Here is a 24587-nt window from a genome sequence, read left to right as displayed (position 1 = left end):
AAACCTACCTCTCCAAGGGGGGTCTGAAAAATGCCCAAACAGGGTACGGCCAAGGTAGCCATAATCGGGGCCGGCCACGTAGGAGCGACTACGGCCTTTTCCCTGCTCTTTAGCGGCGTCGTAGGAGAAATAGTTCTGGTAGACATAAACCGGTCCAAGGCGGAAGGCGAAGCCATGGATCTTTCCCACGCGGCCACCCTAATCCGCCCCGTTAGGATCGTGGCCGGTGAACCTGCCGACTGTAGGGGTGCGGATATCCTCATCTTCACCGCCGGTGCCAACCAGCGCCCCGGAGAAACCCGCTTGGACCTGGTCCACCGAAATACCAAGTTAGTCAAAGAAACCCTTCCCGAGGTTATCCGTTACTGTCCGGATACCGTAATCCTCATGGTAACTAACCCTGTAGACATCCTTACTTACGTGGCCTGGAAGGTCTCCGGCTTTCCTGTCTCACGGGTCCTGGGTTCGGGTACGGTACTGGACAGTGCGCGCTTCCGCCACCTTTTGAGCCTGCGGGTAGGGGTGGACCCCCGCAACATCCATGCCTACGTCATCGGCGAACACGGAGACACCGAGGTGCCGGTCTTTACCTTGGCCAACATTGCCGGTATATGGCTGGAGGAGTTCCCCTTGCCTCAGGCAAAAGTGGACCGGGACCTTTTTAAATCAGATGTAAGCCACCAGGTACGTGAAGCCGCCTACGACATTATCCAGCGCAAAGGGTATACCTCCTACGGCGTAGCTTTGGCTCTAACCAGAATAAGCGAAGCCATACTGCGAGATGAAAGGCGGGTTTTGACCGTCTCCACCGTAATCGAAGGTCTCTACGATATCAACTATAAGGTAGCTTTAAGCCTGCCTTGCATCGTAGGCCGGGAGGGCAGGATAAAGGTGCTTCCCTTACCCTTAGCTCCCGGAGAGAAACTCGCCTTTCAGCGGTCGGCGGAAACCTTGCGGGAGGTCATCGAGACCCTTGAAATTTAATGGCTGCGCTTATAAAGTTGAATAAAATTCAGGATAAACCGGAGCTCCTTTTCCGTACAGTTGCAGACCAGCCGTAAAACGGCCTGAACCTTAGGGTCGAGAAGCAGGCAGCGGACATCCGGGCTCATCTGGTGCAAAATCTCCTCCACCCCGGCATCTTCGGCAATAAAATAGCAGGGCGAAATCCCCAATACTGCCCCGAGCTTCTCCAGGGTCTTAAGGGAAGGCTGGACTTTGCCCTGCTCAATCTGCCCCACCAGTCCAGCAGAAACGCCTGCGGCCTTCGCCAGCTCGGCCTGGGTCAAGCCCTGCTCTTCCCTGGCCATACGGAGCTTCTGACCTAAAGTCTCGCCCTGCCCCCACAAAGAGCTGAGAGGCACCTGCAGGCCTTCCGCCAGCTTCTTTATGGTATCCACCGCGGGGTACACGTTACCCCGCTCTATTTCACTTAAATAAGATGGCGAAATGCCCACTTTAGCAGCAAACTCCGTCAAGGATAGGCCTGCTCTTTCCCGGAACAGGCGAACCCGCTGCCCGAGTTCTAAACCCCGGCCGTCCGCTTCAACTAATTGGTCCCGCGGGATGTTTAAGGCTTGAGCTATGCGCTCCAGGGTTTTAAGGGAAGGCCTTTTTGTACCCCGCTCTATTTCGCTAAGGTAAGATACCGACACCTTAGCTTTTTGGGCAAGGTCCTGGAGGGAATAGCCCCTTCCTTCCCTTAGTTCACGTATCTTTTGACCGCAGATTTTCATTTTCGCTCATACCACCTATTTTTGAAAAGCAAGCTATAGTATCACTAAAGACAGTATAGGCTCTTGCAAGGAGCGTTGTCAATGGCTTTGATATCCTTTGCGAGAGAGGGATAGAAGAAGGGCAAATAGGGAAAACTGCCGCAGGAAAAGGTTCTACCCGTTGGTAATAGCTCCAGTCAGTGCTATAATTATATCCGGTTGAATTACCCAAAATATGGAGGCGACGGGATATGGACTGGGAAACGGGACTAGAACTGGCGCAAATGTTGTACCTGGCCGCCATGGGGTTTTACGTTCTCTTTTTCCTCCTGTTTTTAAGATATTTTATCTGGATGTGGTATTCGGAAAAAAATTTTTGGAGGAAGCGACCGGCTTTAAGCATTGAAAGGGTCGAAGCCCTGGCCCGGACAAAAGGCATGGAGCTCCCGTTTTTCTCCGTCCTAGTCCCGGCTCGCAACGAAGCCGAGGTGATAGCCAACACTATAGAGCATTTAGCCTCGCTCGAATATCCGAAAGACCGCTACGAAATCATAGTCATCACCGACGAAAAAGAACTTCTGGCCCGCCAGAGGGAAGGGGGTCAAGGCCCTACTACGCAAGATGTAGTAGAAGCCAAGATCAAAGAATTTGCTACCCGTAAAGATGTACCCCAGTTAAAACACTGTACGGTGCCCTACGATTTTGACGGGCGCTTCCGGGGCTTCTGCCTGGGCCGGGAGGTTCCTTCGACTAAGGGCCGCGCTTTAAACTACGGTCTGTCCTTTGTGGACCCGCGTACCGTCATCTGCGGTTTTTACGACGCGGAAAGCCACCCGGAACAAAAGGTGCTTCTTTATATAGCCTGGTCCTACTTGCAGGACCCCCGGGAGAGGATCTGGCAGGGGCCGGTATTCCAGGTGCGCAATTTCTTCCAGCTAGGCTTTATTACCAAAGTGGCCGCCCTCTACCAGGCCGTCTCTCATAAATGGTATATGCCCGTGCTCATGAAGAAGCTACCTTTTGTGGGAGGCACTAACCTCTTCGTCGGCCGCAGGCTGTTAGAGAGGATCGGGGGCTACGACCACCGCGCCTTGACCGAAGACCTGGAGTTGGGGGTAAGGGCTTATCTCGAGACGGGGGTCTGGGCGGAATATTTCCCCTTCTATAGTACCGAACAGACACCTGCTACCTTCCAGGCGTTCTTCCGCCAGCGCCTGCGGTGGGGCAGCGGCCACCTCCAGGTGTGCGATAAATTCCGCTGGGCCTACCAGTACGACTGGAGTAAGCGCGCACCTCTTCTATATAATCTTTTCTGGAAGGGTCAGGGTGAGTGGACCCTGTACCAGGGTGCTGTGCTGGTACCCCTTAGCTTTTTAATCTTGGGTCTCAACGGGTATCTAGACTCTTCAATACTTCCTGTAGGCGTCCGCCAGTTTTTACATTACCTTTTCGTGTTCTACTTCCTTTTCACATTTTACATCTTCTTCCACTTCAGGCGCCTCATGGACCCGGTTCCGTGGTACGAGCAGGTCCTCGGCGCCTTGCAACTTCTGGCTCTACCCATAGCCAGCTTCTTCCTGCCCGTACCCTATACCTCTGCCTCGGTGATGAAATTGCTTAACCGCCAGCCCCAGGTGTGGGTAAAAACTCCCCGTACCAAGGAGGCCACCCATTAGGTGGAGCCTTCAGGTATGAAAAGCCTTGGGGCCGTACAAAATACCTAATGTCTTCTTGGAAGGAAAAGTTAAACCTGCTTAGGGGAGGTATCCACAGTGAAGGTTTACGTAGACCAAGATCTCTGCATAGCATGTGGCGCTTGTATAGACCTGTGCCCGGGGGTGTTCGATTGGAACGATGAAGGCCTCTCCCATGTAATCGTTGATGAGGTACCCGAAGACTCTGAGGATTGTGCCCGGGAAGCCATCGAATCCTGCCCAAGCGAAGCGATAAAAGAGGTATAAATAAAGAAACATAAAAGGGGGGCGTAAGCCCCCTTTCATTTCTGCCCGTCACTCACCATCTGCGTTATAACCTGGGCTAAGACCCTTCTCTGGTCTTCATTGGCCGCCTCCCATAGTTCCTTTAATACCCGCTGTTCCCGGTTGGCAGGGTCCACCCGTGCGGCCAAAAAATTGCCCACGCGATACGCCAGCCCTTCTATGGTATTTTCATTCATCCCCATCATATTGCCCACATTTACCGCGGCAGCTAAGGTATTCTTCCACTCCTCCCAACCTTTTTCACCTTCGGCCACGCTCTTCCCTCCTTTTGGGTAAGTGCTCCTTTTTTATTTAAGTATTCCCGGCGGAGAAAAGTTTTATGAAAAGGCGGGATCAATACGTAATGTGCAGGAGCCAGTAAGTAGTATACCTATCCCAACCCATGTCCCACGGTACGTGGTAGCGGTCCGCAGTATGGCTATTTACTATCGTGTAGCCGCTGGCATCCTTCCCCACAACTATGGAGATGTGGGCGATTTCCCCTTTTTCCTCGTAGCCGATTATATCACCCGGTTCCAAAAGCTTAACACTCTCCCAAACTTCTTCTAAATTGCCTTTCTTTACTAATACTGCCAAACCGTTATAAAGTAAGTGGTGGACCAGGGCCTCGGCCTGAACCCAGGCGGCCGTGGCCTGACCGCGGCTGTAAAACCAGTTCCAGTCCGTGGGAATGCCACCTGCCTTTTTGTCGGTCAAAACCTGGGAAGCGAAGTTGGTGCAGTCTCCCCCTTCGTAAGTGAAATCCTTATAATCGGGGTTGTAGCGGCCATCCCCTAAGCCCATCCTTACCCCGCTGTAACGTCGGGCATACCACACCGCCCGTTCCCGGTTATACCTCCCTCCACCGGGCGGCAGGCTCTTCGAGCTTAAGCCCTCGCCGGCCGCGGAAGGTGTGGGCTCAATGTCCGGCTCTAAATCGTCCGCTTCTAAAGGGTCCCAGTACCAGTCCTTTTCCATGACCCAGCGCCCCTCCTTGAAAGTCAACTCCACCCAGTGCAGGGTACGGAAACCCATCTGGCTCTCCTTATCCCGGCTCGAACCCTTAGGCCTGTAGGTAAGGATTAAGTGCTGGGCCACTGAGGCCGATCCCCGCTCCTTTTGCAGGCTGGCTTCTACTATCCGCAAGTCCAGCTTGCTCTCGACTATTTCTATCCCGCGCTTTCCCAGCCACTCCTGCAAGTATTTGGTCCTCCCGATCTCATGGTTTAAAGCCCACCGGCCCGTGGTCCGGGATACGTCATAGTAGTTTTCCAGATTGCGGGTATCCCCCGAAAGCAAGGCTTGGAGCCGCAGATGAAAAATCTTTTCTATTTCTTTTTTAAAGGCTTCCTCCTCTCCTTTGGAAGCTGCCGCAACTACTTCTCCGGCTGTGCCCCCTAATTTGCGCATCCCCAAGCCCGCAGCAACGCATAAAAAAAGAAAGAATACTAGTACCAGTAACCTCTTGGGTACTATACCAAACACCCGACCGGTCCTCCCCGCCGGTTAATAAAACCCTACCCAATATATATGGCAAGGCGGTCCCAAATATGGCTTCATGCGCTTCTGCCATGCCCGCCTACACCCAGGCAATAATCCCCGGGCAAAATAAAAAAGCCCTTGCGGACTCCGTCTCCGCAAGAGCTTCCATGTACTTGTTTTGGTGTCGGAGGCGGGACTCGAACCCGCACGGGCTGAACCCATACGCCCCTCAAACGTACGCGTCTGCCAGTTCCGCCACTCCGACACATTATAACGCTTTCTTCACTTTGATTATAAACAGGAGAAGCTTCCCTGTCAAGGATAGAGTCGCTCGAGTCTCGGGTTAGGCAAAAGCCCGGGCAGGCGGCCGCGCTTGGCTACCGGCCGTCCGGCCACCTCTTTAAGGTCCATGGTCATATCTATGGGAGGCGCGCCCGAAATATAGCTTCCCACGCCAAAAGCGTCCGCCCCGGCTTCAGCGAGCTGCCGGACCTTCTCCGGGGTCAACCCCCCTGAAACCAGAATGCGGACATGGTGAAAACCGGCACCGTCCAGCCTTGCCCGCACCTCCCGTACCAGGTCGGGAGTTACACCTCCCCGTTCACTGGGAGTATCTAGGCGTATGGCTTCCAGAGCCGGCCCCAAAGCCTCGGCTACCCGTAGAGCCTCTTCGGCCTCATCCTTAAAGGTATCCACCAAAATAGTTCTTTTAGCATCGGGAGGCATGAGGCGGTGGTAGGCCTTGGCCCCCTCCACCGTATCCCCTACGATTAAAAATAGCGCATGGGGTACCGTACCTTGGGGCTCCATCCCGGCAATCTTAGCTGCCAGAATGCAGCTTGCCCCGGAGGCTCCGCCTATGATGGCGGCACGCTCCATAACCGGGGCCACGGCCGGATGGACGTGCCGCGCGCCGAAACATATGAAAGGCTTCCCGCCGGCCGCTTCTTTAATCTCCCTGGCCGCCGTGGCCCAGCCGCTGGAGCTGGCCAGCATCCCCAAAATGGCCGTTTCAAATAACCCGAATTCCCCGTAAGGCCCTTTAATGCGCATTACCACTTCTTTCGCCGCAAAGGGGCTCCCTTCGGGAAGGCCCCAGATCTCCACCTTCTTCCCCCGTAGAAGATTTATAACTTCGGCCACACCGGCCAGTATCCCCTCCCGCCGCGGGAAGATCTCGGCCGTAACCTCCGTATTAAGGAGCCCCAGATCCTTTAATATCTCATAAGTCCGTACAAAATAGATGTCCGTAGTAGCACCGGTGGCGATCTCCCTATGCTCGGCCGAAAAAAAGGGCCGGCCCGGCGCTACCTCAAGAAGCTTTACCTGTTCCAGGGAGGTCAGTTCTTCCTTGGCCAACCCTTTCACTCTCCCCTTCCCAACGCGAAAATTAAACCGCCGTTAATTTATTCGCTCCCCAACAAAAAATACCTCTTTTCTACACCGACTTTCTTTAGAGCCTGGCCTAATAAAGCCAGCGGTATACGGAGTAGTTGCGGAGGACCTGGCGGACGAACTCCCTGGTCTCAGGAAACGGGACCCTATGGAGGTCCGCCGTACTGCCGCTCCAGACGCCGCCGTCCAGCCATTCCTTGACTTTTTCGCTTCCGGCGTTGTACGCAGCCAGGGTTGCCGGCAAATTTCCCTTGAACTCCCTAAGGATGTGCGCCAGGTACCACGTACCCAGGCGCAGGTTATAATCCGGCTCAAAAAGCCGCTCCACATTAAACTGAAGCCCCATCTTCCCGGCCACCCACTCCGCGGTCTCGGGCATAAGCTGCATGAGCCCGCGGGCTCCTGTAGCGGACACGGCCAACGGGTAAAACTTGCTTTCCGTACGGATAAGAGCCAGTACCAGCAGAGGGTCTAAACCGTTCTGGCGGGCATAAAAAAATATCTTCTCCCGGTAAGGCATGGGGTAAAAAAGGCGGGCCAAAGGCTTGACCATTAAAACTCCTGCTACAAATAAAAGCAACACTACCAGAATGCGCCGGTAATTACGCATAACACCCCGTCCGTCCCCGCAATTCCTCCCAAGCTGCAAGCACGGCCGCCCGGGTGGCCTCGAGATCTCCACCGGTATCAATTATACGGGTGGCGTATTTGAGCCTTACTTCTTCCGGAAGCTGGGCCCTTATGCGCTTTAAAGCCTCCTCCCGGGAGAGGTTGTCCCGCTTCACCAGTCTTTCCAACCGCACCTCTTCCGGCGCGGTCACAACCCAAACCTCATCCACCATATCCTGCATACCGGCCTCCAGCAAAAGCGGGGCCTCGATTACCACTACCCCCCCGGGCTCTTCCCGGCGATAAGCTTCTATTTCCTTCTGTATTTCGTCCTTAATTTTGGGGTGGGTGATGGCGTTAAGTTTTTCCCGGGCCCTTTCATCGCTAAAAATAAGATTTCCCAGCGCGCGGCGGTCAATACTACCATCCGCGTGAAAATACCGGGGACCGAAGACAGCTTTTATCTCCTCCCAGGCCGGCCTTCCGGGTTCTACCACCTTGCGGGCCACCCTATCGGCATCAATTACCTTTGCTCCCAGCTCTTCTAAAAAACGGGCTACGGTGCTCTTGCCTGCTCCTATCCCACCAGTCAACCCTATAACTATCAAAAGTATTCACCTTCCACATTATACCATCACCACCGCCAAAGACCCAAACCAATTAAAATAACTCCTGGCAAAGCTGCTCCTTTCCTCCCCCAGCTTATCGTATGCCAACGACGGCCTAATAATAAACCTGCGCTCACTAGTAGTAACTGGGAACAACCTATAAAAAGAGGTGTAAGGGTTAAAGAAAAACCTGTAGCTCCTGCTCCTAAGCCTGCCCCAAAGGCATCCAGGGCCAGAGCCAGGCCTAAAGTTAAAGCTTCGCCTGGACTAATGCTTCCGGAGGAATCTAGATCGGCCCTGGCTGGTTCCTGCAAAATAGCTATGATCAACCCTAAGCGGGGCACCCGCACCCGTAATAAGGTACGCGGATTCTGTAGATCTTCCCCCTTACCTTTTAAGTAAGATTCTAGTAGAATTTCACAACCTAATCCTAGTAGCAGCGCAGACCCTATCTTCTGAGCTAAATGAGGAGGAAAAACCAAGGTAGAAGCTTTGCCTAAAAGCATAGAAAAAAAGCTCGCTGCTATAGAAATAAAGGTAACCAAAATTAGGCTGGCCCACGGGAGCTTAAGCCCACGTAGTCCGTAAGAAATCCCCACTCCCAAGCCATCCAGGCTCACAGCCAGGGCAAGCAGCAAAGTAGAGATAACAGACACTTCCCTTACCTCCCTGCACCAATAGCAATATACGCCCAGGGAAGGAAAAGAAGTGCCTGTTTCTCCTTCACACTTGGCACCTAGAACAAAAATAGCTGGTACGCCCGCCTACCTTTAAAGTCTCAATAGCCTTTCCACAGCGGGGGCAGGGCTCGCCCTTTTTCCCGTACACGGCCAGGTAATCCTGGTGGTTTCCCCTCTGCCCCAGGCCGTTTACATAATCGCGAAAACTCGTGCCGCCATGGGAAATACCTGCCTCAAGCACCCCGCGTATGGCCCGGTGCAGGCGCTCGATCTCTTCCTCGCTTAAGGAGGAAGCAGGCCTTAGAGGATGAAGCCCGGCCTGGAAAAGGGCCTCATCGCTATAAATATTGCCCAGGCCTGCAATACAGTGCTGGTCCATCAAAACCTCTTTAATCCGCCTCTTGGTGGACCGTGTCATCTGGGCAAGCCTCTCTACAGTAAACTCAGGGCTTAAAGGCTCCACCCCCAAATCCTTTACGCCGACCTCCCGCAACACTTCTTCAGTATGGCCCAGGTAGCAGCGGCCGAAGCGCCTTACGTCTACAAAGCGGACCTGGCCGCCGTTACTAAAGGTTATAATCACATGGGTATGGGGCTCCAGAGCACCCTCAGGTCGTTCTACCCACAAAAGCCTTCCCGTCATGCCCAGATGCCAGATCAAAGTGTACCCTTCGCTCAGGGACCATAGCAAATACTTTCCCCGGCGCTCTAAAGCAATCACCTTTTTCTCCGGAAGCAAGGAAGAAAATTCGTGTACTTCCGGACCTCTTACTACGGAAGGATGTAACACCCTAGCTTCCGTTATAGCCCGGCCTTTAAGTAAGGGCTCCAGGGTGCGCCGTACGGTTTCTACCTCGGGTAGCTCAGGCAAGGCTCCTCTCCTCCAGTTCGTACCAGTTGGGACCCCACTTTATGTCTACCTGTAGGGGCACCTCTAAAGGTAAGGCCTTCTCCATACACTCCTTGGCCAAAAGCGCCACCCTTCGGAGCTCCGGCTCCGGCACATCGAATATCAACTCATCGTGGACTTGAAGGATCATCTCCGCCGCAAACCCTTCCTTCTCCATCCGGCGGAAAATCCTTACCATGGCCACTTTAATAATGTCCGCCGCGCTGCCCTGGATGGGCGTGTTCCTGGCCGTACGCTCACCAAAGGCCCTGATATTATGGTTGGGGCTGAATAGATCCGGAAGATACCTCCGCCGCCCGAGAAGGGTGGTAACATACCCTGTTTCACGGGCTTTCTGCACCACTTCCTCCAGGTAGGCCTTGACCCGGGGGTAGCGCTGGAAATAGCGCTCGATATACTCATGGGCTTCCCGGCGGCCGATACCGAGGTCTTTGGCCAGGCCGTAATCGCTTATACCGTAAACTATCCCGAAGTTAACCGCCTTGGCCCGGCGCCTCATCTCCGGAGTAACCTCCTCCAAAGGAACCCCGAAGACTTCGGCAGCAGTACGGGTATGGATATCCTCACCCTTAAGGAAGGCCTCCTTGAGCCTCTCATCCCCCGAGATATGGGCCAGTACCCGCAGCTCGATCTGAGAGTAGTCGGCGGCAAGCAATGCCCTACCCGGGCCCCGGGGAACGAAGGCCTTGCGCAGGCGGCGCCCCAGGTCCATGCGCACCGGTATATTCTGCAGATTAGGTTCGCTGCTGGACAGACGGCCGGTAGCGGTGACCGTCTGGTTAAAGCTGGTATGCAGGCGGCCCGTACGGGGGTTGATCAACGGTTTAAGCCCGTCCACGTAGGTAGACTTTAGCTTCATAACCTGCCGGTACTCCACCAGTTTGGCGGCTATCTCGTGCTTATCCGCCAGCTCCTCCAAGACTTCCGCGTCGGTGGAATACCCGGTCTTGGTGCGCTTTACCGGAGGAAGGCCCAGCTTTTCAAAAAGAATATAAGCTAACTGCCGGGGGGAATTTATGTTAAAAGCTTCCCCGGCCAGCTCGTATATCTCGGAAGTGAGCTTTTCTAAAGCGTCCTCCAGTTCGGCCCCCATGCTGTCAAGAGTATCAAGATCTACGGCCACCCCGCTCCTCTCCATGGCGGCCAGAACCCTTGTTAAAGGTACTTCCACATCCTTGTAAAGCCTCTCCATACCGGCAAGCCTTATCTTCTCCGCCAAAACCTGGTGGAGCCTGAAGACGCTGTAAGCCCGGCGAGCCGTGTTAAGCAAAGGATCAGGCTCCTCGACTAGGGCCACATCAAGGTGCTCCAGGCAAAGTTCGGGCAGGTCATGCCGGGAAGCCGTCGGATTTAAAAGATAGCCTGCCACCATAGTGTCGCCCGCCGGATCCCCCAATCTCGCCCCGGTCCCCATAAGCCAGGCCAGTTTGGCTTTGGCATCGTGGAAAAGAAGGGGAGTTTTATCCTCGCCCAGAAGCGGAAAAAGGGCCGCAGCCACGGCCTTAAGGGGAACCCGCCGCGCCTCAAAAACGGCGACGTTCTCTCCCCAGGCCAGAGCCAAAGCTTCGAGCCCCGCTTCTAAATAAGCCGGAGAGCTGAGTTTAAGCTCCAGGGCTACCTCTTCTCGTCCCGCCAAGTCCCCGGCCAGGCGTCCCAACTCTTCCACATTTTCTAAAAGCCGGGGCTGGGGTAAGGCTAAAGATTTCACCTTGACCTGAGGAGAAGGAAGGGAAGCCGGCGAACGCTCGTTTTTTGCCTCCTGCATTTCCTGGAGGACGCCTTTAATGAGACTGTGAAATTCCAGCTCTTTATACAGCGAAAGCAAGGCTTCATAGTCGGGCTTTTGCCTGCGGCAGTAGTCCAAATCCAGCTTAACAGGCACATCAACCCGAATGGTGGCAAGCTCCCGCGCAAGCCGCGCCTGCCCGGCATGAGCCGCTAAGTTCTCCGCTACCTTACTTTTTTTAAGCTCGTGCACGTGAGCGAGCACCCCTTCCAGATCGCCGTACTGCCGCACGAGCTGCAGGGCGGTCTTTTCCCCTATGCCGGGCACCCCGGGAATGTTATCCGATGCATCTCCCATGAGGGCCTTTACATCTATAAGCTGAACGGGCTCCAGGCCGTACTCCTGCCGGATGAGGTGGACGTCGTAGACGGTGACCTGGGAAATGCCCTTCCGCATGAGCATTACCTTAACCTTTTCGTCCACAAGTTGCAGGGCATCCCGGTCGCCTGTTAAAATAAGACAGGTCAGCCCCATTTCCTTGGCCTGGCAGGCCAGCGTGCCGATTATGTCGTCGGCTTCAAAACCTTCTTGTTCATACGTGGCTATCCGCCAGGCCTTAAGTAACTTTTTAATAAGCTCAAACTGGGGCCTTAGTTCCACCGCGGTCTCCGGCCTCTGGGCTTTGTAGCTGGAGAGCATCCCGGTACGAAAGGTGACTTTACCGTGATCGAAGGCCACCGCGACGTATTCCGGTTTGGCCTCTGACAGGGCCTTTTGGAGCATGGTGGTAAAGCCGTACACCGCGTTGGTGAACACTCCGGTACTTGTAGAAAGCAAGGGCAGGGCATGAAAAGCCCGGTGGGCTACACTGTTACCGTCTACAAGTAACAACCTGGCTGCCATAGAAGTTACCTCACCTGTTGACCTAGCTTTATCCATTGTACTCTATTACACCCTTTCCAGGCAACTTTCTTGACGGGGGGATGAGGAATGACTTTGAGCCTGGAACCCTGCGGAAAAAACCGCTACCGCCTGCGACCCTCGGGCGATATGCAGGTGGAGGCTTTGGTGTTCTTAAGCCCTAAGCTAAAAGCCCAGTTCGGTGAAAGCGAGGCTTTAAAGCAACTTGCCGATGCGGCAAGCCTCCCGGGGGTGGTGCCTCCGGTCATAGGCATGCCGGACATCCACACCGGATTCGGCCTGCCCATAGGGGGAGTAATGGCCACGGATGCCCAAAACGGGGTGGTCTCCGCCGGCGCCGTAGGGATGGATATAAACTGCGGGGTGCGCCTCCTGCGTACCAACCTGGAAGCAAAATCTTTAAGCACGGGGAAACTTGAAAAACTTCTTGCAGCCATAGAAAAGCGCGTCCCTTCCGGGGTGGGCAAGTCCAGCCTTTACCGAGAATTTAGGGAGGCCGACCTAGAGGCCGTAACCCACCGGGGCGCAGCCTATTTTATCAGGCGGGGCTACGGCTTCCCTGAGGATGAAGCCTCCATCGAAGCAGGCGGGGCTCTACCCGGTGCGGACCTTAAAGCAGTAAGCAGAGAGGCCCGGGAGCGGGCCGACCAGTTGGCCACCATAGGCGGCGGAAACCATTTCATAGAGATAGGCGAGGTGGAAAAGGTCTTCCTGCCTGAAGTTGCTTCTGTAATGGGGCTTAACGAGGGCCAATTGACCGTTCTCATCCATACCGGAAGCCGCGGCTTCGGCCACCAGATCTGCACCGACTACTCCGCCCGCATGGCCCAGGCTGCTTCTAAATACGGCATCCGGCTTCCCAGCAAAGGGCTGGCCGCGGCACCCATAGATTCGCCTGAAGGACGTGAGTACCTTGCGGCAATGGCCTGTGCGGCCAACTTCGCCTTTGCCAACCGCCAGCTTATAACCTTCCTGGTGCGGGAAGCCTTTGAGGAAGTTCTAAAGCTTCCCCTGGAAGAAATAGGGCTTGAGCTGGTATATGACGTGGCCCATAACATAGCTAAATTCGAAGAACATAACGGAAGGCTGCTTTTGGTCCACCGCAAAGGGGCAACCCGGGCCTTACCCGCAGGACACAAAGAAAACCCGGCCCGTTATTTTAAAACCGGCCACCCGGCCATAATCCCCGGAAGCATGGGCACGGCTTCTTATGTCGTCATAGGTACGGAGCGCATCGGGGAGACCTTCAACTCCGTAAACCACGGAGCAGGCCGGGTCATGTCGAGAAAAAAGGCGAAAAGCTCCCTAACCACAGAAGAGCTCCGGGAATCCCTTAAGGGTGTGCTCCTACGGGCGAAAAATTTACGCTACCTCCTCGATGAGGCTCCGGTGGCCTATAAGGACATAGATGAAGTAGTGGGCACCCTGGTGGATGCGGGGTTAACTAGGCCGGTAGTCAGGCTTAAACCCCTGGCCGTAATTAAAGGCGAGGGAGATGAGGGCTAAATTGCATAAATTAGCCTTCCATGGGTAATCCTAACACCCGTGGAAGGAGGTGATCAAAATGCCCAGGATCAAGTGCTCAGTAGACCAGTGCCTGTACCAAGAAGGAAACGAATGCAAGGCCTCCAGCATCCAAGTGCGTCCCACCTCCATGGACCACATGATCTCCGTTTCCGACGACACGGCTTGCGATACCTTCATACCGCGGCATGCAGTCAAGAAATAGAAATTAGAAGCCCGCTTCTTAGAAGTCCGCTTCCTCAAAGCCTGGGGCCGGTGATTAACGTGGTCACACCCCGGGCGTAGGGCAAGATGCAGCTCCTTTAACAATAAGCCGAGGCCTCCCGGTTTCCGGGAGGCCCGTTCTATTAAATTGCACTTAACAAGAGCCGGCCCAATATTCCCTTATTCTCCTCCGTACCCACTCCGTCGTTGTGCAGCTAGGCCGTTAGCCCGTACTCAGGGAATATTGCTAAATTAGTACTTAACTGCTATACTACCGGTAACAATGCAAAAAAGGGGTTGTTTTCTAATGTTTACTGTAGGAGTAACCGAAATCCGTCAAAATGCAAGTGCCATCATAAAACGAGTATTAGAAACGGGCAAGCCGTCCGTTATCTTGCAGACCTGCCCACCCTTTATGATGCAGCTTACCTACCAGTAGCAGAAATTGCATCTAAAAATTCTAAAACGGGTCCATGCAAGTTCTGGACTGCGGATAAGAAGCTTTTTAACACTGTGAAAGCGAATAAGGATTACGTGAAACTTTTGGGCTAGAAATTCAACCTTCCTTAAGGTGCGGTTTTGGCCGCGCCACCTCTCGGTAATCGCCAGGCCCGCCGCGCCGTCACAGCGCGGTTTATCCTGAGGTGTTTTCGTCGAGTTTTATGAAGGACCAAACAGCCTAAGGTTATACTACGAAATTCCGATTTTTATTTTTACGAGGAACACGGTTAGCAAAAAAGGAGAGTGACCTTATGAGCTCGGTTTCGGCTATCAGCTCCAGCTTACGCTTGACCGGCCTGGCTACGGGACTGGATACTGAGTCAATCGTCAAGGAACTAATGAAAATAGAGCGGATGCGCATAGATAAGCTAAACCAGCAAAAGCAAATTTTGGAGTGGCAACAGGAGGACTATCGGTCCATTTACGCCGCGCTGCGTTCGTTCAGGGACAAAGTTTTTGCCATGAAGCTGCAGGCCACTTACCTGGCCAAGAAGGCTGTATCGTCGGATGAAAGTTCAGTAGTCGCCACAGCCGGCCCCAACGCTACACCTGGAACCTAAACCGTAGAAGTAACAAGCCTGGCCACCGGGGTTTATAAAGTAAGCCAGAAGAACCTGGAGGAAGAATACGATGATAACACCAAAACCGTCAAGACTCTTGCTGAACAGTTTGGGATAACAGGGACTATCTCTTTTGAGCTGGAAGGCAGCAAAGGGAAGAAAGGCACAGATTACTTTAGTTTTGACACCACCAAGAACACTATCTATGACGTCGTCAAAAAAATCAACGATGCCGACTTGGGGATAATCGCCTCCTATGACTCCAATTTGAATCGTTTTATTCTCACCACCACTTCTACGGGTGAAGATGCGAAAATAGTAGTTAGAAATGATTCACACAACTTCCTCTCTGATCCCAATGGAGAGGGAAATAACATTTTAGGGCTATTGCTTAAAGGTGACGGTGCAATTTACAATGATCCGTCTCTTCCTTACCGCAATGTCGGCCAAAATGCATCGTTCAACATCACTATCGGTGACGCCAAATTAACCTACACTAGCTCGACGAACGCCCCTACGGTAGCCGGTATTACGCTCAATCTAAAGAAGGCTGACCCTAATAACCCTGTCACCATAACCGTCTCAGCCGACACCGACGCAGTTTTTAACGCCATCAAAGATTTCGTCAACGCCTACAATGAGCTCATCGGCAAAATCAACGCCAAGCTCACCGAGCCCCGGTACCGGGATTACTTACCGCTTACCGATGAGCAGAGGGAACAACTTTCCGACGAGCAGGAAAAGAAATGGGAGGAAAAGGCCAGGAGCGGGCTTTTACAGGGAGACCCACTGTTGCAAAGTATTCTAGATAAGATGCGCGCTACTATGTCTGCTGTAGTGCCAGGTCTGTCCGCAAGTGCTGACACATTGGCCGATATAGGTATCACTACAGGTCTTTATGCCGAGAGGGGTAAGCTTTACATCAATGAGGCTAAGTTACGGGAGGCCCTTTCTAAAGATCCTGTCGCGGTGATGAGGCTTTTCACTAAGAGCCCAGAAGATCCTAAAGCTTACAACGAAAAGGGCATTGCCCAAAGACTTTATGACGATGTGGAAAACGCTTTAAAAATGCTTTACGCCAAAGCTGGGAGCGATGTGTCATTTTCTAGAGTGGATACCAGCGCTATCGGTAGGGAGATTGCCCAGTTAAACGAAAGAATCGCTGCCTGGGAGAATAGGTTGCGGCAGATCGAAGACCGCTACTGGCGGCAGTTTACGGCACTGGAGCGGGCCATCGCACGTATGAATATGCAAAGTGCCTGGTTGGCACAGCAGTTCAGTATGTACGGTACACAACGCTAAAGTGTCAACGGCGGTCGCCGCTTTTACCATGCTTTTTACTTCCCCTAAAAAACGAAAAGCGACCCGCAGGTAGGGCCGCCAAAACTATCTGGAGTTATCCAATCCTGCCTGCTACCTCCCGGCAATTATCCTATTGGTAGGCTTTGCTCCGGTGGACGACTTCGGAAATATGCACATACCCGCTTGCTGCCGATTTTACCACCTCGTTATTGCTTTTGCTGGACGCGCTCGGTTAAGCGATCGGCCGCTCCCAGCCGGTTTCACTAAAATTTCGAGCGGGACGCTGTTAGCGTACATCACGTCCGGGCATTATATCCGTCCCGTTGGGCCAGACCACGATGCCCGCGTCGGGGTCCACCCTTACCTGGCGGAAAAAGCATGGATCCTTCAGGGGCTCAAACACCGACCCTTTCAGGAACGGGCGGATATCGACCACCCGGTACTCCCCGGTCTCAAACTCCAGGACCAGATGGTGCCTCCCGACGGGGTACGCGCTACGGACTTCCTGGCATTTGCTCTCAAGCCTTGCACTAAACACCTGTCTCTCTTCTTATTTCGGCCAGTTCACGCTCTATCCCCTGGGCGATCCAAGAGCGCATGAGGGTCTGGTAGGGGATGTCCTTCTTCCTCGCGATTTCTTTAGCCGCTTCGATCTGGGAGACCCGCAGGCGCAAAGTAATACGTTTGGTCTTCTGCCGCTCGGCCGCTTTTGCCGCCAGCTCCGGGGCCAGCTCGACTTCTTCCGGCTCAAGCTGGTCCCAGTAGTCGGCCACGCTGTGGGTGTCCCAAAACTCGGCCATCTCCCGTTCGTTTTTGAATTCCGGTATTGTCCTTTCTCTCTTCACCGCCTCAACGCCTCCTTTCGCGGCGGTAGAGCCGCCTTTCTTTATGGTCCATGTCGCGGGCCGTCACCACGTAGACCTCGCCGCCCGGCCTGACCGCGTATATTACCGTCAGCAGCCGCCCGTCGTCCGTAGGGCCCAGCGCCATGTAAGTGCCGCTGCGGCCCTTCCGAAAAAGCGGCTCGTTAAAAAACACTTCTTCCGCTTCCTCGGGCCGCACTCTATGCCTGGCAATATGGCCAGTATTCCATGTATCCCACTTAAAGCCCTTTATTCGTAGCACTCTCCGCACCCTCTTTTAGTGTAACTCTTACGTCGTGCCAATGTCAAGCCGTTGGCACCCGACGTTAGTGTCAACTCCAAGTGGGAATTGGTAATATATGTTAAGCCACTAAACTTAAGTAAGCGTCAAATACTACCCACCTTTGGGGTTAGGCAGGAAGCATAAAAAGAATCCCTACCTAATCACCTAAGGCAGGGGCTAAAGCAAGCTTAATTAATTATTCATCCGGCAAATGGGGGGCAGAGTATCCGACCACGGCAGAAGTTGATCTAATACCTCTTTATCCTGCGTGTCCAGGTTGGGTAGCCTGTCGAAGAGATAAGCAAGGTAGTGGAAGGGATTTAACCCGTTCTCCTTGGCTGTCTCTATAATGCTGTAAACAATAGCATTCGCTTTAGCACCCCGCGGGATGTTGGCAAATAACCAGTTCTTATGGCCAATAACAAAGGGTTTTATAGAACGCTCGCTGCGGATGTTATCAATTTTCTAAAATCAACCCCAGACAAAAAATATTTCTTTCTAGCGATTTCTTTTACAAGATGGTGCGCGCTTTTACCTCGGGATGAGCTTTAGGCTGGTTTAGGGAGAGGCCATCAAGCAACCAGCGCAGCTCCCGGCGGCTTATGGTGATGGTGGAAGAAGTAGTGTCTTGCGGCCATATGAATTTGCCCTTCTCCAGCCGGCGGTAATAAAGCCAGAACCCGTTGTGCTCCCAGTGGAGGATCTTCAGTTTGTCCCTCTTACGGTTGCAGAAGACAAAGAGGCAAGAAGAAAATGGGTCTAATTCGAAGCCTTCCTTGACCAGCACCGCCAGGCCGTCGATGGACTTGCGCAAGTCTGTGGCGCCGCAGGCGAGGTAAACCCGGTCGATACCAACTTCGTTTAGCATAATGCCATCAGCACCTGAACTACCTGGGTGAGTAAGGCCGGGTCAAAGCCGGGTCTTACCTCGATGCTGGCCGGTCCTATTTTGACCAGTAGGGCCAGTACCATAACTGCCTGGGGCTAATGCCCTCATGGGAGGCGCACCATTCTTTAACGCTTTGCCCGCTTTCCCTGTATTCAGCTATGCGAACTTCCCATAGCTTTTGTAATTCGGCTCTGGTCATAAGGGGAAATCTTCCTCAGTCCGTTTTCTGAGGAAGATTATCCCTTAAACTCGAGCACAGGGCCAAGGTGGGTTGTATTTGACGCTTACCTTCGAGGACGCTAAGGCCATCTGCCGCTCCCTCATCCTCGACCTCCCGCGCCTGAAGGACGCGAAGCCCGACGACCTTTACTACGCCATGAAAAAGCTTCTGGCCATCCACGACCACCTGGTGGAAGAGGCCGCCAGGGTCACCAACGCCCTCCACGCCCACCTCATGCAGCACTACCCCAACTACCAGCGCTTCTTCAGGAGACTCGACGGCAGGGTGGCCTTGGCCTTCTTCGAGCGCTTCCCCAGCCCCCGGGCCCTCCTCTCCGAGACCGAGGAGAGCCTCGCCGATTTCCTGCGGGAAAAGCGCTACCCCGGGAGGTACCTGGAGAAGGCCAGGCAGATACTCTCGGCGGCAAGGGAGAGCGGCTGGACCACTTCGCCCCTCCAGGACGCCCACGACGAGGTAACCCGCTCCTGCGTCCGGAGGCTCATGCACTTGAAGGAGGAAATACGGCGGGTGAAAGCGGCCCTGGAGCGGCTCGTCTACGCCTCGCCCTACCCCAACCTCCTCACCATGCCCGGCATCTCCATTGTCACGGCGGCAGCCATCATCGCCTACATAGGCGACGTCAGCCGCTTCCGCTCCGCCGACCAGGTGGCGAAGTACGCTGGGATTTGCCCTGTAAGCTTCAGCTCGGGGGAAAGAATAAGCCACCGCCGGAACCGCTACGGCAAGAGGCGCCTGAACCACGCCTTCTACATGCTCGCCGTCCAGCACGTGGCCACGGACAGGGACGGCAACCCCAGGAACCCCCTCATGTACGCCTACTACCAGAAGAAGCTCGCCGAGAAGGAGCCGGAGCACCGCCACCGGGCCATGGTCTACGTCATGCGGAGGCTGGTGAACATCGTTTTCCGGATGATGAAGACGGGGAGCCCCTACCGGGAGCCTGCGACGGAGAATGGGTCCTCTTGAGAAGAGGGGCGTGGAAAGTTGACCAGAGCACAATCTGTGTCTTGACCGCCACTCTGGGAGAAACAGGCCAAAGGGGATTTGTCGTTCCAGGTCGCAGCCTAGGACAGGCCATTCAAAGATAGATCTTTGGAATGATACTTACTTACGAGACCGCTAATGCCGATCCGCTTACTTTCCCAGGACCTACAATATCACCTCCGGTTGCGTGTTTGCTCGACCCGCACGTCCGGCAATAGATGCAAGGAGCTATGAAGGGGTTCTTGCCAAGGTAACAACCATTCGGGAGAAACATTAATATAGAGCTTCAATGTGGCTAATGCATCAATCACTTTATCACAAGGCATAACTTTTCGTGCACCCAACATAATGCCTGCCCGCTTTGCAAGAGGTCTCGGAGGACTTGTTTATGGGGGTGATAGTAACGGTTCTCGAGTCCGGCGGAAATAACCCATACTTTACAGGATCGCAGATCTTTTAATATATTATTGTTCCAGTTGCGGGCGGATCCGTGGTGGGGTACGAGGCAGACAGCCGTGGATTCCAGTTTGGTCCCAAAATGCTTTTTGAACCCTTCGTAGTTATTGTTGAGGTTCATATCGCCGGTAAGCAACTGTCCGAACGATAGATTCCGGCTAAGATCCGCCACAAAGGAGCATCCCCCGCCCATGGAGCATGCTTTGAGGGCAAATTTTATTCTGGAAGTGGCGTCGGATGCATAGCAAGGACAATGTCCCCATTCCATCTTCCACCCGTCGGGGTTTATAGGTCCATGCCATAAAGCCAAGGAAGTAAAGTTTAGATCCTTGCGGCCTTTCATTAGGTCCTCCCGGTAGCACCTCCTCAATTCTTTTAGGCAATTACTGTCCTTGAGTAACCTTAACGGAAATTTATTGTAGTCCGTACGCGCCGCAAGTTGCGAAACGCAATTCCTAAAATCCTCAATCCAGTCGTCCGAAACTGGTTGGTTGTAAATCACAAATTCCCATAGCTTTCTAAGTCTGAAGATTCCGTAATGGGTCTTTACCATCAACTTCCCATCTCGATATAGCCTTCGCCAATCATTACCATTTTCTTCTTCCTTCTGAAAGATCTTGTTCAACCTATCCTCATCCAAGTCTGCCAGCTCACTCATATCAACTGGTGTGTCACCCACCTTGTCTGGGCCTGAACGGCCAGCAGAGTCGGTGCTGTGTCGGTCATTAGGTTCTCCACGCCAACCATGCGTAATCAAGACAACCCTGCCTACTTTGTACTTACTGAGAAAACCGACTGGGTCCCGCAACATATCCAGGTACCACGGAGAATAGCCCGTAACAACACAGGCCAGGAGCAGCCTCTCCCAGGGTCTCAGATAAGGTAGGACCGCAACTTCCACGGTAACACGTTCGAAAAGAGCTTTGAGTCCAGAGACGTGGTCGTGGTGCAAGTGGGATAGGACCAGCAATGACACTTTGCCGGATGAATTGCCTTGGATGGCGCTGCAATAGTTTAAAACAGCCTTTTCGGCACATGCCCCTATCTGGCTCCCGCAATCGTATATAAACCTGAAGTCGGCCACGTACCCCGTATAGAAAAGCCCCTGGCCCACGTTATGAAAACAAAACTCACAATCAATGCGTTGCTGAGGCATCCCAGACGACCTCCCATTACAACTCTACCTTCACGCCAAAGAAGTAAAGGGCGGAGGATGGCCTCCGCCCTTTACTTCTGCCGACCTACCTACCCAGGAGTTGCAGCACCATCTGCGGCTGCATGTTGGCCTGGGCGAGCATGGCTGTGGCGGCCTGCTGGAGGATGCTGAGCTTGGTAAATTCCATCATTTCCTTGGCCATGTCCACGTCGCGGATACGGGACTCAGCGGCGGTCAGGTTTTCAGAAGCGGTACCCAGGTTGTTGATAGTGTGCTCAAGTCGATTTTGTAGAGCACCCAAATTGCCTCGAACTGACGAGACGCGCTCAATAGCTGCATCAAGAACTGAAAGAGCATTGTTAGCACCCGCATGCGTGGTTAAATCAATATTGGCTACTCCCAAGCTTACAGCATCCATCTTATCGATGGATAGAGCTACACTCTGCCCCTGATTAGCTCCAATTTGGAACACTAGCTGCCCACCAGGCGAGATTATGATAGTTGCAGTGTCATCATTAGAATCAGTGGGAGTTCCTTCTTGCGTTGTATTAATTGAAATCTTGAGACCGGTTACATCATAGGAGAGAGTATTGCCTACCGCCTTAAGTGATATGGCACTGCCACCACTTTGGGGCGTTAGCGTCGCCACAGCATCAGTACCCGCCGCGCTGTATACGCCGACATCTGTACCGGTATCCGTAGTTATACCGAGGCTATTGAGGACATTCTTCACACCACTAACTTGAATGGTCTGGTCGCTACCCTTGTTTAGCGAAGTAAGCTTGATGCCGCCATTGGTTCCCAGTGATGCTTCGACGCCCGTTTGAGATTTCAAAGCGTTAATCTTATCTATTACAACGCTAGATGAATCCCCTGCCGCAATGCTTATATTTACCCCATTTATAGTTATGGTACCAGCCGTAGCTCCAGTAGTAGCAAATGCTGCAGCATCCCCTAACGTTGCTCTGCTCGCATATTTAGAAACCGTTAAAGTGTAGCTGCCAATATCCGTGGAACCGGGGTTTACGGTAATGGTAGCTGAAGCCAAATCGCCGTTTGCTCCGCTTACAGCCGCAGCGCGGGCAAGCTCCCCATTAAGAAGCTTTTTCTGGTTAAATTCGGTGTTATTGGCGATCCTCGTTAACTCGTCCTTAAGTTGATTAATTTCTGCCTGGATAGCAGCGCGGTCGCTGTCGGTGTTGGTATCAGAAGATGCCTGCACCGCGAGTTCCCGCATTCTCTGAAGAATGCTATGAGTTTCGTTCAGCGCACCCTCCGCAGTCTGTATCAGCGAAATTCCGTCCTGGGCGTTTCGGATAGCTTGCTCCAGTCCCCTGATCTGACTCCGCATCTTTTCGCTGATCGCCAGGCCTGCAGCATCATCACCCGCGCGGTTGATCCTGAGGCCCGAGGACAATTTCTCCAGCGACTTAGCCGCCATCATGTTGTTAATCGACAACTGACGATAGGTGTTTAACGCCGAGATATTGTGGTTAATCCTCATACCTTCTCCGGCTTCCCTGGGAAGCCCTGTCTACTTTCCTCGCCGCTTCCTGCGGAAGGCAGGTATTCCCTTCCCAGGAAACCGAAATCCACCTCCCCTTTCTTATCTTAAGGTTTCATGCCTCTTCTTCCCTGAATGAGGCGTGTTCCCTAACCGGTTTCCTCCACGGGCGTCCGGTGCTTTTCCAGCACCTCGGCCCTGAGAATTCTTACACCGTCTGGTGCCTCGATACCTACTCGTACCTGACTCTTTGCAATCTGCACTATGGTAACCTTTATGTGCCCATCGATGATGATGCTCTGGTTTTCCTTCCGGCTTAGCACCAGCACCTCCTCAACTTCCCTCCCTGGACCGTTTCCGCCTTCCTGCCATCCCTTCACTCGATATTTATCGTCAGCGGTCCTATGGACTTTAGTCCCCTTTCAGAAAGGAGCAGCGGCCTTCCACGTAGAAAAAAGCAGTTATGGTCTACTGGGACCGCAGGACCGCACCTTACCCCCGGTGTGCAGTGGAAACTACATAACCCTGTCTAGTGTATCCCTTGCATGATAAAGTAGAAGGGACTAGAAGAAAATCCTCAAGGGCCAGCGCTAATCTCTTATCTATGCTATACTTTTGCTAGGGAAGAACTGCAATGCCGGTTATGCGAACATCCGGCAAGCGATTGAGCTGTATCTAGAGACCGAAGAGGCGCTCGAGCTTCCCACAGCCATTGAAGTGGCGGAAGTGGAGGGTAACTGTCGATGGAAACCTAGGCGATGACCTGGCACCGGGAACGTTAAACAGCATACTCAAGCAAGCCGGATTAAAGGAGGTTAACCGCCAATGACCGAATACCTTATTGTGATTGAGAGGGCGGGCAATAACTATTCGGCCTATTCCCCTGACCTGCCAGGCTGTGTAGCTACGGGCGCAACGCTTGAAGAGGTGAGGGCTAACACGGCTGGGGCCATACGCATGCATATTGAGGGCTTGAAGGAGGACGGCCTTCCCATTCCTCAGCCTGCGGCCATAGCTGAGCGCGTAAGTGTGGACCTGGGCCTGCTCGCTTAGCAAAACCGGCTTCTACAAGGCCCTAGAAACGACGCAAAAATGGCCGGGAGGTAAAGGTGCCTGCACGGCCTTTTCCACGGGCTTACAGGTCAAAATAGAAGGTGTTTTTACAGCTTCCGGGGCCTTAAAGGTTTCCGCAGGGAAGCGGTAATCGTCGAGGGTGCGCTTTATCACGCCATCAGCCTGGCTGGCAAGGAGGAACTCCCCAAGGGCCTGCGATAAGGAACAGTAACCAGGCTTCTAGCACCCGGCTTTCGCAAGTGGTGGTGGCTGCCCTGTATTCTCACCACCACAAAGCCAGCCCTCTTCAACGCACTAACCACTTCTTTACCTGTAACCCTCGGTAGCCTGCTCATGAGGCTATCTCTACCTGCACTTCGGCTATTTCAACGTCTTTAGTAGGCAGGGGCAGACCTTCCTGGGCTAAAGCCGCAAGGTGGCCTGCTATAGCCTCTTTAGCCCTCTCCAATGCTTCTTCAACGGTATCTCCCTGGGTGAAGCACCCCGGTAAGGCAGGAACAGAAACGACATAGCCCTTACCTTCCTCATCCCATTCGAGGATAACTTTGTAGCGGTAAAGCATTTCCTTGAACCCCCTAGACTAGACGTTCTTTTCTGCTCTTCCAAAAGCCAAAGGGCAGTGACTCTCCATGTTTTTTCAAGCTCTCGATATAACCTTTTATGGCGTCTTCGGCCATAGCCAAGGCTTCTTCCTTTGTTTCCCCCTGGGTGACGCAGCCCGGTAGTGCCGGTACAGAAGCAATATAGCCTCCTTCTTCGGCGGGTTCGAGGTAGACAATAAAGCGGGCCATGTTCTTCCCTCCTAAGACGCATTCCAGCCGTTACATAGTATGCTTTGGTTAAGTAAGTTTTAGGTTTTCTGTGGGCAAAATCCTGCTCAAGTGGAGGAGTTTTTTAAAAAGGCCTATGTAGCCGGGTGGGTCCGGGACGCTGAGAAGCTGCTGGAGTGGGGGAGGCGGTGAGGATAGGAATTGTAAATCGATTTAGAGAGGCTTGCTCCGGAATACCGGTTCAAAGCTGG

The 24587-nt window shown here is 53.4% G+C and carries 29 protein-coding genes, 1 tRNA gene and 3 pseudogenes; 11 read left to right on the top strand and 22 right to left on the bottom strand.

Translation table 11 applies throughout. The annotated features are described in order from the left end of the window. Positions 1–30 precede the first annotated feature (30 nt). Complete coding sequence (locus L5656_RS04425; RefSeq protein WP_297199616.1) at positions 31–984, top strand: L-lactate dehydrogenase; 954 nt, start codon at positions 31–33, stop codon at positions 982–984. On the opposite strand, the gene L5656_RS04420 is transcribed toward L5656_RS04425, so the two are convergent. Then, complete coding sequence (locus L5656_RS04420) at positions 981–1736, bottom strand: helix-turn-helix domain-containing protein (protein WP_297199613.1); 756 nt, start codon at positions 1734–1736, stop codon at positions 981–983. The genes L5656_RS04425 and L5656_RS04420 overlap by 4 nt on opposite strands. Positions 1737–1966: 230 nt before the next feature. Between L5656_RS04420 and L5656_RS04415 the strand changes: the two genes are divergently transcribed. Then, complete coding sequence (locus L5656_RS04415; RefSeq protein ID WP_297199610.1) at positions 1967–3391, top strand: glycosyltransferase; 1425 nt, start codon at positions 1967–1969, stop codon at positions 3389–3391. A 96-nt stretch (positions 3392–3487) separates the two neighbouring features. Continuing rightward, positions 3488–3676, top strand: a complete 189-nt coding sequence (locus L5656_RS04410) for a ferredoxin (RefSeq protein WP_297199608.1) — start codon at positions 3488–3490, stop codon at positions 3674–3676. Between the two features lie 35 nt (positions 3677–3711). Here the strand turns inward: L5656_RS04410 and L5656_RS04405 are convergent, their stop codons facing one another. From L5656_RS04405 to polA, 9 genes are all read right to left on the bottom strand, one after another. Then, positions 3712–3969 (bottom strand): DUF3243 domain-containing protein, encoded by a 258-nt coding sequence (locus L5656_RS04405; protein WP_297199606.1) that lies wholly within the window; start codon positions 3967–3969, stop codon positions 3712–3714. Between the two features lie 79 nt (positions 3970–4048). Beyond that, entirely contained in the window at positions 4049–5179 is a 1131-nt protein-coding gene (locus L5656_RS04400) for an amidase domain-containing protein (RefSeq protein ID WP_297199603.1), read from the bottom strand. 176 nt (positions 5180–5355) lie between these two features. Continuing rightward, positions 5356–5441 (bottom strand) — tRNA-Leu (locus tag L5656_RS04395). Between the two features lie 50 nt (positions 5442–5491). Then, complete coding sequence (locus L5656_RS04390) at positions 5492–6535, bottom strand: nicotinate phosphoribosyltransferase (protein WP_297199602.1); 1044 nt, start codon at positions 6533–6535, stop codon at positions 5492–5494. A gap of 106 nt (positions 6536–6641) precedes the next feature. Further along, on the bottom strand, positions 6642–7181 hold the full coding sequence (locus L5656_RS04385; protein ID WP_297199599.1) for a lytic transglycosylase domain-containing protein: 540 nt from the start codon (positions 7179–7181) through the stop codon (positions 6642–6644). After that, complete coding sequence (coaE, locus tag L5656_RS04380; RefSeq protein ID WP_297199596.1) at positions 7174–7788, bottom strand: dephospho-CoA kinase; 615 nt, start codon at positions 7786–7788, stop codon at positions 7174–7176. Before coaE ends, L5656_RS04385 begins: the two co-directional genes overlap by 8 nt. A 26-nt stretch (positions 7789–7814) precedes the next feature. Beyond that, positions 7815–8444, bottom strand: a complete 630-nt coding sequence (gene ytaF, locus L5656_RS04375) for a sporulation membrane protein YtaF (RefSeq protein ID WP_297199593.1) — start codon at positions 8442–8444, stop codon at positions 7815–7817. A gap of 67 nt (positions 8445–8511) precedes the next feature. Next, complete coding sequence (mutM, locus tag L5656_RS04370) at positions 8512–9339, bottom strand: DNA-formamidopyrimidine glycosylase (RefSeq protein ID WP_297199590.1); 828 nt, start codon at positions 9337–9339, stop codon at positions 8512–8514. Then, entirely contained in the window at positions 9332–12043 is a 2712-nt protein-coding gene (gene polA / locus L5656_RS04365; protein WP_297199587.1) for a DNA polymerase I, read from the bottom strand. The genes mutM and polA overlap by 8 nt, the downstream gene beginning before the upstream one ends. A gap of 51 nt (positions 12044–12094) precedes the next feature. Here polA and L5656_RS04360 point away from each other — a divergent pair, with 51 nt between their 5' ends. The 5 genes from L5656_RS04360 to fliD all read left to right on the top strand — a co-directional run bounded on the left by L5656_RS04360 (position 12095) and on the right by fliD (position 16116). Continuing rightward, complete coding sequence (locus L5656_RS04360) at positions 12095–13531, top strand: RtcB family protein (protein WP_297199584.1); 1437 nt, start codon at positions 12095–12097, stop codon at positions 13529–13531. Positions 13532–13589: 58 nt separating this feature from the next. Further along, positions 13590–13754, top strand: a complete 165-nt coding sequence (locus tag L5656_RS04355; RefSeq protein ID WP_297199582.1) for a DUF1540 domain-containing protein — start codon at positions 13590–13592, stop codon at positions 13752–13754. Positions 13755–14060: 306 nt separating this feature from the next. Further along, on the top strand, positions 14061–14192 hold the full coding sequence (locus L5656_RS04350; protein ID WP_297199579.1) for a hypothetical protein: 132 nt from the start codon (positions 14061–14063) through the stop codon (positions 14190–14192). 313 nt (positions 14193–14505) lie between these two features. Further along, positions 14506–14814 (top strand): flagellar cap protein FliD N-terminal domain-containing protein, encoded by a 309-nt coding sequence (locus L5656_RS04345; RefSeq protein WP_297199576.1) that lies wholly within the window; start codon positions 14506–14508, stop codon positions 14812–14814. Positions 14815–15051: 237 nt separating this feature from the next. After that, positions 15052–16116, top strand: coding sequence for a flagellar filament capping protein FliD (fliD, locus tag L5656_RS04340; RefSeq protein WP_297199573.1), 1065 nt, complete (start codon positions 15052–15054; stop codon positions 16114–16116). Between the two features lie 286 nt (positions 16117–16402). Here fliD and L5656_RS04335 read toward each other — a convergent pair whose 3' ends face one another. The 6 genes and pseudogenes from L5656_RS04335 to tnpA form a co-directional block, all read right to left on the bottom strand. Further along, entirely contained in the window at positions 16403–16654 is a 252-nt protein-coding gene (locus tag L5656_RS04335) for a DUF2442 domain-containing protein (protein WP_297199571.1), read from the bottom strand. Then, positions 16647–16961, bottom strand: coding sequence for a CopG family antitoxin (locus L5656_RS04330; protein ID WP_297199568.1), 315 nt, complete (start codon positions 16959–16961; stop codon positions 16647–16649). The genes L5656_RS04335 and L5656_RS04330 overlap by 8 nt, the downstream gene beginning before the upstream one ends. Positions 16962–16965: 4 nt before the next feature. Beyond that, entirely contained in the window at positions 16966–17241 is a 276-nt protein-coding gene (locus tag L5656_RS04325; protein WP_297199565.1) for a BrnT family toxin, read from the bottom strand. Between the two features lie 213 nt (positions 17242–17454). Further along, a pseudogene (locus L5656_RS04320) lies at positions 17455–17727 on the bottom strand (transposase domain-containing protein); the annotation flags it as partial. Positions 17728–17773: 46 nt separating this feature from the next. Further along, complete coding sequence (gene tnpB / locus L5656_RS04315; RefSeq protein ID WP_297199562.1) at positions 17774–18130, bottom strand: IS66 family insertion sequence element accessory protein TnpB; 357 nt, start codon at positions 18128–18130, stop codon at positions 17774–17776. After that, a pseudogene (gene tnpA, locus L5656_RS11325) lies at positions 18124–18350 on the bottom strand (IS66 family insertion sequence element accessory protein TnpA). The gene tnpB and the pseudogene tnpA overlap by 7 nt, the downstream one beginning before the upstream one ends. Positions 18351–18428: 78 nt before the next feature. Between tnpA and L5656_RS04305 the strand changes: the two are divergent. Next, positions 18429–19358, top strand: coding sequence for an IS110 family transposase (locus L5656_RS04305; protein WP_297199556.1), 930 nt, complete (start codon positions 18429–18431; stop codon positions 19356–19358). 325 nt (positions 19359–19683) lie between these two features. On the opposite strand, the gene L5656_RS04300 is transcribed toward L5656_RS04305, so the two are convergent. The 3 genes from L5656_RS04300 to L5656_RS04290 form a co-directional block, all read right to left on the bottom strand. Beyond that, on the bottom strand, positions 19684–20988 hold the full coding sequence (locus L5656_RS04300; protein WP_297199553.1) for an MBL fold metallo-hydrolase: 1305 nt from the start codon (positions 20986–20988) through the stop codon (positions 19684–19686). A gap of 85 nt (positions 20989–21073) precedes the next feature. Further along, positions 21074–22492, bottom strand: coding sequence for a flagellin (locus L5656_RS04295; protein ID WP_297199551.1), 1419 nt, complete (start codon positions 22490–22492; stop codon positions 21074–21076). A 149-nt stretch (positions 22493–22641) separates the two neighbouring features. Beyond that, positions 22642–22821, bottom strand: a complete 180-nt coding sequence (locus L5656_RS04290; RefSeq protein ID WP_297199548.1) for a carbon storage regulator — start codon at positions 22819–22821, stop codon at positions 22642–22644. Positions 22822–23222: 401 nt separating this feature from the next. Between L5656_RS04290 and L5656_RS11320 the strand changes: the two are divergent. Together L5656_RS11320 and L5656_RS04285 are read left to right on the top strand one after the other, a co-directional pair. Beyond that, positions 23223–23321: pseudogene (locus L5656_RS11320) on the top strand (type II toxin-antitoxin system HicA family toxin); the annotation flags it as partial. Continuing rightward, the gene (locus tag L5656_RS04285; protein WP_297199545.1) at positions 23318–23545 is read left to right on the top strand and encodes a type II toxin-antitoxin system HicB family antitoxin; all 228 of its coding nucleotides are present in this window, start codon (positions 23318–23320) and stop codon (positions 23543–23545) included. The pseudogene L5656_RS11320 and the gene L5656_RS04285, both read left to right, overlap by 4 nt. 170 nt (positions 23546–23715) lie before the next feature. Here the strand turns inward: L5656_RS04285 and L5656_RS04280 are convergent, their stop codons facing one another. The 3 genes from L5656_RS04280 to L5656_RS04270 are packed head-to-tail and all read right to left on the bottom strand — an operon-like array spanning position 23716 to position 24357. Continuing rightward, the gene (locus L5656_RS04280; protein WP_297199542.1) at positions 23716–23901 is read right to left on the bottom strand and encodes a type II toxin-antitoxin system HicA family toxin; all 186 of its coding nucleotides are present in this window, start codon (positions 23899–23901) and stop codon (positions 23716–23718) included. Beyond that, entirely contained in the window at positions 23898–24128 is a 231-nt protein-coding gene (locus tag L5656_RS04275) for a type II toxin-antitoxin system HicB family antitoxin (protein WP_297199364.1), read from the bottom strand. Before L5656_RS04275 ends, L5656_RS04280 begins: the two co-directional genes overlap by 4 nt. Positions 24129–24141: 13 nt before the next feature. After that, positions 24142–24357 carry a type II toxin-antitoxin system HicB family antitoxin gene (locus tag L5656_RS04270; protein ID WP_297199539.1) on the bottom strand — a complete coding sequence of 72 codons (216 nt, stop codon included), beginning with the start codon at positions 24355–24357 and terminating at the stop codon, positions 24142–24144. Positions 24358–24587 lie beyond the last annotated feature (230 nt).

The sequence above is a fragment of the Thermanaeromonas sp. genome (genome assembly GCF_021890735.1).
Classification (GTDB): domain Bacteria; phylum Bacillota; class DSM-521; order Neomoorellales; family Neomoorellaceae; genus Thermanaeromonas.
The sequence above is the reverse complement of the archived record's forward strand: the minus strand, read 5'-3'. Positions and strand labels throughout refer to the sequence as shown.